Source organism: Nitrococcus sp. (genome assembly GCF_059432795.1).
The window spans coordinates 1-8071 of record NZ_JBXWZQ010000126.1; the positions used below are offsets into that span (position 1 = coordinate 1).

The 8071-nt window shown below is 65.0% G+C and carries 8 protein-coding genes and 1 pseudogene; 5 read left to right on the plus strand and 4 right to left on the minus strand.

What is annotated here, in order from left to right; translation table 11 throughout:
* The first annotated feature begins 591 nt into the window (after positions 1-591).
* The 4 genes from AC52Q4_RS09715 (at position 592) to AC52Q4_RS09730 (ending at position 3511) form a co-directional block, all read left to right on the plus strand.
* Positions 592-1107 carry a YeeE/YedE thiosulfate transporter family protein gene (locus AC52Q4_RS09715; protein WP_495536599.1) on the plus strand — a complete coding sequence of 172 codons (516 nt, stop codon included), beginning with the start codon at positions 592-594 and terminating at the stop codon, positions 1105-1107.
* Positions 1107-1742, plus strand: a complete 636-nt coding sequence (locus AC52Q4_RS09720) for a DUF6691 family protein (protein ID WP_495536600.1) — start codon at positions 1107-1109, stop codon at positions 1740-1742. Before AC52Q4_RS09715 ends, AC52Q4_RS09720 begins: the two co-directional genes overlap by 1 nt.
* 86 nt (positions 1743-1828) lie before the next feature.
* Positions 1829-2578: a protein tyrosine phosphatase family protein gene (locus AC52Q4_RS09725; protein ID WP_495536601.1), complete on the plus strand. Its 750-nt coding sequence runs from the start codon at positions 1829-1831 to the stop codon at positions 2576-2578.
* Positions 2579-2704: 126 nt separating this feature from the next.
* A complete protein-coding gene (locus AC52Q4_RS09730) occupies positions 2705-3511 on the plus strand; it encodes a DUF6969 family protein (RefSeq protein ID WP_495536602.1) in 807 nt (268 codons plus the stop codon).
* A gap of 229 nt (positions 3512-3740) precedes the next feature.
* Here the strand turns inward: AC52Q4_RS09730 and AC52Q4_RS09735 are convergent.
* The 4 genes and pseudogenes from AC52Q4_RS09735 to gst all read right to left on the minus strand — a co-directional run.
* Positions 3741-4001, minus strand: a pseudogene (locus tag AC52Q4_RS09735) (IS110 family transposase); the annotation flags it as partial.
* Positions 4002-4143: 142 nt separating this feature from the next.
* Complete coding sequence (locus tag AC52Q4_RS09740) at positions 4144-4428, minus strand: helix-turn-helix domain-containing protein (RefSeq protein WP_495536603.1); 285 nt, start codon at positions 4426-4428, stop codon at positions 4144-4146.
* Between the two features lie 70 nt (positions 4429-4498).
* Positions 4499-4753 (minus strand): DUF6455 family protein, encoded by a 255-nt coding sequence (locus AC52Q4_RS09745; protein WP_495536604.1) that lies wholly within the window; start codon positions 4751-4753, stop codon positions 4499-4501.
* Between the two features lie 319 nt (positions 4754-5072).
* A complete protein-coding gene (gene gst, locus AC52Q4_RS09750; protein WP_495536605.1) occupies positions 5073-5768 on the minus strand; it encodes a glutathione transferase, Atu5508 family in 696 nt (231 codons plus the stop codon).
* A gap of 298 nt (positions 5769-6066) precedes the next feature.
* Between gst and AC52Q4_RS09755 the strand changes: the two genes are divergently transcribed.
* Complete coding sequence (locus AC52Q4_RS09755) at positions 6067-7383, plus strand: ferredoxin reductase family protein (RefSeq protein WP_495536606.1); 1317 nt, start codon at positions 6067-6069, stop codon at positions 7381-7383.
* The last annotated feature ends 688 nt before the right edge of the window (positions 7384-8071 follow it).

An 8071-nucleotide genomic window follows, 5' to 3' on the forward strand; every position in this document is an offset into this window, starting at 1 on the left:
CCGCAATTGCGGTGCCGGTGGAAGGAAAAACTTGCCAAGAGCACCGCCAGCGACAATCATTACTCCCGGCCGCCGCGATCTCACCTTGATTGACGCGCCACTCACATCCAGATTGTCGCGCTATACCCCAAAGGTATCCGCTCGTCCAGATCCACATTGCTGGACAAGGACCCGCTCTCAGCGTCCGATCCCTGCATGCCGCCCTCCTGAAATGACGGCGCGACAGAATTTTATTCGCAATCCGCTGTCAGCAAGCGGGTTCTTCAGCAACCTGCCAGGCCCAGGTGTTCCAGGCCTCTTGACCCGCGGCCAGATAGGGGCGGCGAACGCTGACGGCGGCGTGGGGTGCGCTACCCCCCCCGGCCGCGTTTTGGTGCGCCGGCGGGAACCGCTTCCGGGCGTATGTGTTTGCGCGCTGTGGCCAGTGTTGGCCGGGCGACGTTTCGACGCTGCCATATTCGCAAACCTTGATATGAGCCGAGTGTTCCAACAACTTTGCATCAATGGCAACGGGGCTGTTCGAGTTCGTTCGCCCGCAGTGTGACATCGCGCAGTGACATCGTGCAAACGCACCCCTGGAAAGGAGACGTCATGCCAGATCATCCCCAACCTTACTGGCCGCCGCTCATCGCCGGCATAGCGCTGGGCCTGGTTCTGCTGCTCACATTTGTCATCACCGGACACGGCCTCGGCGCAAGCGGCTTTTTCACGCGCGCCACGGCGGCACTCGGCGGCTGGCTGCTGCCCGAGGCCACGGCGGGCAACGCCTATCTCGGTGGGTACCTGAGAGCGGGCACGCCGCTGCTCGCCTGGATCACCTGGGAAGTGGTGGGCATGGCCATCGGCGCGCTGGCGGGTAGCCTGGCGGCGCGGCGGTTCCGGCTCGGCGTCGAGCGGGGTCCGCGCACAGGCGCAGGCATGCGGCTGGCGCTGGCGCTCGGCGGCGGGATTTTGACCGGCTTCGGCGCCCGCCTGGCGCGCGGCTGCACCTCCGGGCTTGGGCTCTCGGGCGGTGGAACGCTGGCGGTGGCCGGCTTCCTGTTCCTGATCGCTTTTTTTGTTGGCGGTTTCCTGTTCTCGATGCTGACGCGGAGGGTTTGGGAGTGATGGACCAGCCGCTCTACGACAATGGCGTGGCCGCCGGCCTGCTGGCCGGCGTGCTGTTCGGCTACATTCTCGAGGCTGCCGGCTTCGGCAGTCCGCGCAAGCTCACCGCGCAATTCCGGCTCAGCGACTGGGCGGTATTCAAGGTGATGTTCACCGCCGTCGTCGTCGCGGCCGCCGGGCTCTGGCTGCTGGAGGTCTTCGGCGTTTTCGGGTCGGACAAGGTTTACATTCCCACCACGTACTTCTGGGCCATCGCCCTCGGCGGGCTCTTGATCGGCGGCGGCTTCGCCATAGGCGGGTACTGTCCCGGCACGTCGGTGGCCGGCCTGATGTCAGGCCGCCTCGATGCACTCGTGTTCATGGTCGGGATGGTGATCGGCGTGGCGGGCTTCGCCTGGCTCTACGAGCCGCTCCAATCCTTCTATACCGCTGGCCAGGGTCCGAAAGGCCAGACGATGTCCGACCTGCTCGGGCTGCCGACGTGGGTCATCCTGGCGGCGCTGGTGGTAATCGGGGTGTTCGGCTTCGCGCTCGGCAACCGTCTGGAGCGGGTGTTCGGCGGCCCGATCGAGCCCGACGAGATCGATGAGCAGGCCGACCTGCAGGCCAGCGGCCAACTTGAGGCACGGACATGACCAAACATACGCCGGCGAGCCCGGGCCGGCGGTGTGTGCGGGCTTTGCCCCGTCCAGCCATCCAACCCAAATCCAGGAGTGAAGGCATGAGCAAACGCAAATCCCTGATCGCAATGCTGCCCGCGGTGGCGGTGGCCGCAGGTGCCGGCACGGCCGTGATCAGCCAACAGACCCAACTGCCACCCGTGGTCGCCGCAGCCCAGGCGCAGATGAACCCGTGCGGACCGTCCAATCCCTGTGGTGCCGTGAACCCGTGCGGTCCGGCGGCAGAGGCGGGCGACGCGGCCGCCGACAAGTCACCAGACTACGCGGCCAGCGCCGAAAGCCCGGCCGACAATCCCTTCGACGTGCCGGCCGGCTACACGCAGGCGGCCTACGGCGACGCCATGCCCGGCGTGGTCAAGAACTACCTGCGCGCCACACCATATGTGGGCACCGGGGGTGTGATCTCCGAGAACGGTTACGCCATCGTCAAGGCGCTCGGCTTCAAGACCGTGCTCACACTCAATACCGCCGAGGAAGGGGCTGACGCCGAGCGTGACCGTGCCAGCAATGTCGGGCTCAACTTTGTGCATGTGCCCGTCAGCGAACGCGCGCCGACAGCCGATCAGGTCGACCGCATCACCGAGGTGATCAACGATCCGGCCAACTACCCGATCCTGATGCACTGTCAGTCTTCCAACCGCGTGGGCGCGGCGTGGGCGCTCTATCGCGCGGCCAGTGGCGTGCCGGCCAAGATCGCAGTCCAGGAAGGCCGAACGGTGGGCCTCAAGCCGAGCCGCGAATGGAAGGTGCGCGAGATCCTGGACATGAAACCACTGCCCAAGCAGGGCTGAGGCATTCCACGTCCTGTGCGGCGCAGCAAGCCGGCCCCGGCTACCCTTTGGCCGGGTGCCACCAACAGGAACAGCGCACGTTGGCCGAGACGGTCCGCGCGAGCAACCGAGCAACGGAGGATAACCATGGCCCAGGCCACGGCATCGTCTGTCGCCGCGACTGATGGAGCCGCATCGCTGAGCGGCCGCCCAGTTGCCGAACTCGAAGCCATGCACGAAGCCGCCGAGCAGGTGATCCTCGCCGGCAGGGCGCTGGCGCAGTCGGGGGCGAGCGTCGTTTCCGCCCTGATGCCGGGCGCACAAAAGGTGGAGACCTGGGCGCACTACCCGTCACGCGACGTACTGGACCGGCAAACGGGTGTCCAGTTCTACTACCACGCTCATCCCGAAGACGAGCGGGGCGAGGGTGAGCACGGGCATTTTCACGTCTTTGTCTATCCCGACGGTGCGCCCCCCGTCAGCGCCGGAACGACAGGCATGGACGCGGGCGGGTCCAGGGATGGAGAAGCCGGAGGCGGGCATGCCCCCGCGGGGCGTGGCAATGGTCCGCGGCCGACGCACCTGATCGCGATTTCCGTGGACGCGCTTAGCCAGCCGATCGGCCTGTTCACGACCAACCGCTGGGTGACGGGCGAGACGTGGCTGCAAGCCAACGAGGTGATCCCGCTGGTGCGCGGGTTCACGCTCACACCGACCGCGCCCTTTGCCGAGACCCGGCAATGGCTGGCTGGCATGATGACCCTGTTCCGCCCGCATATCGAAGCATTGATTGCTGAACGCGACGCACGGATCGCGGCCTGGCGCGAGACGCACGCCGCCCGGGTGGATGTGTTCGAGGACCGCAGGCTCAACCGCGTGTCCACGGCCTCCATCGATCTGGCGGACCAGGTGATGGCGACCGAACAGGCGCTCGGGATTGCGGAGATCGCCTGAAAACGAAGGCCCGTGCCTCCGGTCTCGGGGTGTCGCCGGGTTTTTCAGCAGCCTGCTCTCATGTTCGCTGTCAAGAGTACGGGCGTGCATGATCGCTCCGCCAGCGTGCTCGGTATCGAAGAACGTGGTGCCTGCAGCAGGAGGCGGCACCCAACCCGCGAATGAGAGCTTGCTCAACCGTCGTCTTATGCCCCGCCTCCGACGGCAGGCACCTTGTGTGATCGCCGGATCAGGCTGTGGCCGACGCCTCCTGCACATGCCGGGCGATCGCCCAGATGAAGCCCACCATTTCGCGCGCAATCGCCGTCGTGACCACGGCTTTAGGCTTGCCGGACGCGGCCAGCGGCCGATACCGATTGCAGAGCCGCACTTGAGCCTTCCAGGCGATGTCACGCACAGGCTTGGGCAGCATCTCCAATCGGGCGTGCAGCTTGGGACTGACGCGCGCCGGCACGCGGTACGTCCATGCCCCTTCGATGAGGACGCGGCGCAGGTGCCGGCGCACTTCCCGCTCGAACGCCAACACACGCAGATCTTCGGCATCTGGCGGATCTGCGTTATTCTCCTCATCGCCCTCGCGTGCCAGAAGGCGATGCATGCGCATCACCTCCTCTTCGCTGAAATCCAGATAGTCAGGCATTATAGATCCAATGCCCCAAGCCGTTTCTGGCGCAGGCGACCTTTCCAAGGGCGGCGCGATCGATCACCTCGAAGATCTGTGGATGTGGCAGCGCGATGAGATCTTCGCGTTTCAACGGGCTCAGGCAACGACTGACGGTCTCGACGGTGAGACCCAAGTAATCGGCCAAATCCACCCGCGACATGGGTATGGCGACCTGCGTACCCCGCAATGAGCCTGCCTTGTGTTGGGTCTCCAGGCGCAAGACAAACGAGCTGACCCGTTCGATGGCATTCACGCTGGCGCGAAACCACACCCGTCGCGCGAAGCCGGCGCGCGCCGCCGGCTAGTGATCGACACGTCGCGTGCTAATTCCGCGCGCATGTCCTGAAAAGCGTCAGGTTCGGGCAAAATTCCGGAAGGCTTTCCGCACTCGTCGGTGCAGCCAGCCACCGGAGACACTCGTCGCCCGCTGCGCAGCGCAGACACCGCAGACGCGCTTCGCTGTAGGCGTCGCCACCTTGCAGCCGGACGAGCTTGCCCGGATCGACGCCAAGACGCTCCATCATGTCGTGCATGCGTCGCGCGCGTCGTTCAACGCGGTGGAACATCGGCATTGACATGGCTCATGCCTCCCTTGTCCCGCTTCGCTCGAAAGCTGGCTGAACAGTCGGCAATCGAGCGCGGTTCATGCATCGGTGAGAGAAACCACCCGGGCTCGGCAATGACATTGATCCAGGTCAAAATTGCGAAGGGCGCGGCGCACCAAGAACGCCCCGACCGCGATGGGTCTGCATCCAGCACGCGAGCAATTCACGCACGGCGGTTTGCGCGGTGCCCGCCCGATTTCCTATCCATCAATATAGGCGCCGATGCCGGATGGGCCGCGACAGCGCCCCGAAAGCCCTTCGGCAACCGGGCGGTTCATTGTCATGAGTAACGTCAAAGCACAGCGCGCAACGACGCCTCGATCTGCCCGCTGCACCATTCATCGCCGTAAGCCGCGTCGCTGCGGCCGCGCAGGTCCGCCTGCTCCGGACGCGCGCCGATCCGGTCCGAGAGGCCGGCAACACCGGGCGCCTTCGTCTCGAGCAGCGGCCTCAGAGGCAGAAGTTTTGCCGTCATCACACCCCACAGGATATGAACCACGAGGTCCGCGAGTCCCGGCGCATCCGTGCCGAGAAACCAGCCCGCTTGGGCCGACAGTCCATTCCGGCGGCCGTGCTCCTCGAAGATCTCCATCCACCTCGCCAGGCGCGGCCTGTAGGCGTCCCAGTGGTCCTGCGTCCACAATTGCGCGCCGTTGTAGCGTGTCATTTCGTAGAGCACGTCGTTGGCATCCGCGATGATCTTGGAGGTCAACGCCGCACGGGCCGGATCCTCCGGAATCAGCGTGTACTTGCCGCCCAGATAGATCAGAATGGCTTGCGTCTGCGCCAGCGACAAACCGGCAGCGTGATCCGTGAGAACCGGCGGAGCCATGTGCGGCACCACCTGACGGCCCGGCTCCTCGGCCATGAGGGCACTCAGGGCCTGCACGTCGGCCTCGGTCCACAAGGCGTCCACGTGCGCCAGAACGGCGCGCACGAATTCGCCGCGAAAAGGAACCGGCCAGTAATAGAGCGTGTACTCGGTCATCCGGACCTGTCCTTGAGCGCCGAGCCCGTTGGAGGCATCATCATCGAGGTCAGTCCAAATCGGCGATCCGCATTATACTGACTTCACAAGGGTGTGTCAGGGGTAACACGCCGACGCTTCGCACCACCACGACCCTTGCCGACGCATCAACGCATCGAGGCACAAGATCAGCCACACGCGGGCTCGCAACCCGGAGGTTCCGATTGATCCACGAGTGGTCCGATTTCGCCATTTAAGGGCGAGTATGGCCGCAACCGGGATTCAGATATCCAATTCGCTCCAATAGGTTCGAGGTCCGATGCCGCCGGTTTTGCTCGTAGCACTGTATTTGTCCGTCACGTTGGCACCGCTGATACTCGCCTGGATTGGCGCGCGTCCGGCGCGCCCGTTCTGGGACGAACTCGCGTCGGGAGCGGGGTTGCTGGCGTTTGCCATCATACTGGTGGAATTCGTGCTGTCGGGGCGCTTCAGAACCGCCTCCCGGCGCATCGGCATGGATGTGACCATGCGCTTTCATCAGTTGCTCGCGCGTTCGGCGCTCGTCCTCGCGCTGCTGCATCCCTTCCTCTACCAGTCCCCTTTGAACCCTCCGCGGCCCTGGGATCCGAGCCGGCACCTCACGCTGTCCTACGATATCGAGAGCCTGTGGACGGGCATTCTCGGCTGGGTGCTGCTGGTGGTCTTCGTGCTGGTGTCGATCGCGCGGGATCATGTTGGCTACCGCTACGAAACGTGGCGCCTGATGCATGGGATCGGCGCCGCGCTGATCGCCGGCCTTGTCCTGCACCACACGCTTGCGGCCGGCCGCTACAGTGCCGATCCGGTGCTCGCCAATACCTGGATCGGCCTGTTCGCCCTGGCAATGGCCTCGCTCGCTTACGTCTACGTGGTGCGGCCACTGCAGCAGCGGCAACGCCCCTGGCGCGTTACCCGCGTTCACCCCCTCGCGCTCAGGACGTGGGGGCTGACGATCCAGCCGGAAGGCCACGACGGGCTCGACTATCTCGCTGGCCAGTTCGTCTGGCTCAACGTCGGCAACAGCGTCTTCTCGCTGCGGGAAAACCCGTTCTCGATCGCCTCGGCGCCTCAATCGGGGCCGGGGCTGGAATTCATCATAAAGGAGTTGGGCGATTTCACGCACACGATCAGCGAGATCACGCCGGGCACGGTCGCCCATATCGACGGGCCGCATGGCAATCTGGTCGTCGCCGGACGTCGGGAACCAGGGATCGGGCTCATCGCCGGCGGTGTCGGCATCGCGCCGCTTCTCGGTATCCTGCGCCAGCTCCACCTGGAGGAAGACTGGCGGCAGACGCTGCTCGTTTACGGCAATCGCGCCGCAGAGCAAATCGTTGCGGGCGAGGAGCTTGAGCGGCTCTCACGCGAGCATGCGACGGAAGTGGTGCATGTGCTGTCCGAGCCGGCCGCCGAGTGGACGGGCGAGGTCGGCCTGGTCGACGCTGCCCTGCTGCGCCGGCATTTTCGGCCCGAGATGAGGGACTGGCTGTTCGTTCTGTGCGGGCCGGGGGCGATGATGGCGGGCATGGAGGATACCCTGATGGAGTTGGGGGTTCCCGCCCGGCAGATCCTGAGCGAAAGGTTCCAGTATGATTGAGTGGTTCTATCGCATGCCGTCGCACGGCCGGCTGCTGGTCACCTACAGGCTGTTGAATTGCGCCCTCGTGCTTGGGCTGCTGGCCTTCGCGCTTCGTTGAGGCTCGCCTAAGATGCCACTGCCAAAACGCCGCCGTCCAAGCCCTCCGGCGAGTGACCACATCCTGACTGCTGCCCCGTGCGAGGGGAATGCCGTGGCACTGGATACCGGGAGGGCCCATCGCGCGACGGCTCGTCCCGCCTCGCGATCGGCCCAAAGCAGTTGAGCAGGCCGCATCTTTTGGCCAGACTGTGCACCAGCGGCAATCGACTTGGGATTGCCGGCTTGTGTTTCCAGACCCCGACGGGTCGAAATCGTGCCGGGCGAGATGGGCGCGCCGCTCCGGGCCATCGAGGCACAAGTGGTCCGGCTCCGACATTTGCAGCCCGTTGCAGCACGCGCCCGAGCAAATGTCGGACTCTTCCGGACCACTTGTAACTCTATGAATTCAGTGGATTTTTTGAATTTGCCATTTGAAACCAAACCTGGCCGCAACCGGGACTCAAATGTTGAATTCGCTCCACCTAGCCCGCCCTATTCATCACGCCGTGGGCGCGAACCGGTGCGGCCGCCTGGGCGTGCGGCTTTTCGGCGTCTGTTTCACCGCGGCTGAGATGGGACATGGGGGACGCGTTGGGGGTTCAAAGGA